The following is a 1,506-nucleotide window of genomic DNA, read 5'->3' on the forward strand; positions in this document are numbered from 1 at the left end:
GGCGGCGCGGACGTGCCCGGCGGCGGGGGAACCGGAGCCCCCGGGGGCGCGGCCCCCCGGCCCGGCGGTGGGCGCGGCCTGGCCGGCAAGACGGTGCGCGACATGGTGCTGTCCATGGCCGTGCTGATGGTGGGTGTCTTCTTCGTCTACCTGATGGTCCCCAACGACCCCTCGCAGGACCCGGTCCGGCCGGTGGAGTACCGGGTGGAGGCGAACACCGCCGCCCGGGCCGCCCCCTACGAACTGCTGACCCCCCGTGACCTGCCGGAGGAGTGGCGCGCCACCTCCGTGCGCTACCGCGCGGCGGACGAGCACGGCGCGGTGTGGCGCCTGGGCTTCATGGATCCGGAGAACGAGTACGCCGCGCTGGCCCAGACCGACACCGTCGGCGACGCGAGCGACGCGTTCGTGGCCGATCTCACGCGCGGCGCGGAGGCGACCGGGGAGACGGTGCGTCTCGGTGACCGCGAGTGGGACTGGATGACCGGCGACCGTTTCGACGCGCTGGTCTCCACGGATCCGGACGGGACCGTCGTGGTCACCGGCACGGCCCCGCGCGAGCGGTTGGAGTTCTTCGCCGACTCCCTGGCCCCCTGGGAGTTCGAGGGGACCCCCGTCGGCGACTGAGCCGCCCCCGGGGCCCGGCGCGACCACGCGCCCGACCACCGGAGCCCCGGAGGGGGCGGTGGCCGGGCGCGAACGCGAACACCGGTCGACGGTATCCGGCGAACGCCGGTCGGCGGCTCACAGGACGGTGGCGACCTCCTCGAAGGACAGGCGCGGGTTGCGGGGGAAGTAGGCGTTCTCCCCCGGCTTGCCGAAGTTCACCACGAGCAGCACCTTCTGCTTGCCGTCGCCGAAGAACTCCTTGTTGATGCCCTCCGCGTCGAAGCCGGTCATCGGCCCGGCGGCGAGACCGGCGGCGCGGACGCCGAGGATGAAGTAGCCGGCCTGCAGGGCGGCGTTCAGCGCGGCGGAGCCGACGCGGGCGTCCGGGTCGGAGAAGACCTCGTCCTTCAGGCCGGGCATGACGGGGAAGAGCCGGGGCAGGTGCTCGTGGAACTCGGTGTCCATGGAGAGGATCGCGGTCGCCGGGGCGGTCTCCGTCTTGGCCTGGTTGGTGCCCATGAGGTGCGGGATCAGTCGCCCGCGGGCCTCGGCGGAGCGCAGCACCGTCAGGCGGAGCGGTGACTGGTTGAAGGCCGTCGGGGCGAACTTGATCAGGTCGTAGATCTCCCGGATCCTCTCCTCGGAGACCGGCTCGTCGGAGAAGGTCTGGGCGGTCTGTGCCTCGCGGAAGAGGAGGTCCAGGGCCTTGTCGTCGAGGGCGAAGCTCATGGGTGTGCCTTTCGAGCGATTGTTGAATCTTGTACTACCCACTCTAGGGTGGGCCTCCTTGAATCTTCAACTTACTTGGTGATCTCTTGAACCTTCAAGTTATTGGGGAGTGGTGCCGCTCACTCCCGTGCTCCCGTGGCCGTCCCGCTCCCGGTGTCTCCCCCGTCC

General features: G+C 71.0%; 2 protein-coding genes. One reads left to right on the top strand and one right to left on the bottom strand.

Going from position 1 to position 1,506, the window contains the following annotated elements:
• On the top strand, positions 1-627 hold a 627-nt coding region (locus FNQ90_RS22810; RefSeq protein ID WP_182608076.1), incomplete at its 5' end, for a DUF4245 domain-containing protein.
• Between the two features lie 117 nt (positions 628-744).
• Here the strand turns inward: FNQ90_RS22810 and FNQ90_RS22815 are convergent.
• Positions 745-1,338, bottom strand: coding sequence for a malonic semialdehyde reductase (locus FNQ90_RS22815; RefSeq protein WP_182608077.1), 594 nt, complete (start codon positions 1,336-1,338; stop codon positions 745-747).
• Between the last annotated feature and the right edge of the window lie 168 nt (positions 1,339-1,506).

The sequence above is a fragment of the Streptomyces alkaliphilus genome (genome assembly GCF_014141535.1).
Lineage (GTDB): Bacteria > Actinomycetota > Actinomycetes > Streptomycetales > Streptomycetaceae > Streptomyces > Streptomyces alkaliphilus.

Bases quoted from the DNA above. Each gene is read 5' to 3' on its own strand.
- FNQ90_RS22815 (WP_182608077.1), bottom strand. From the start codon at position 1,338: ATGAGCTTCGCCCTCGACGACAAGGCCCTGGACCTCCTCTTCCGCGAG.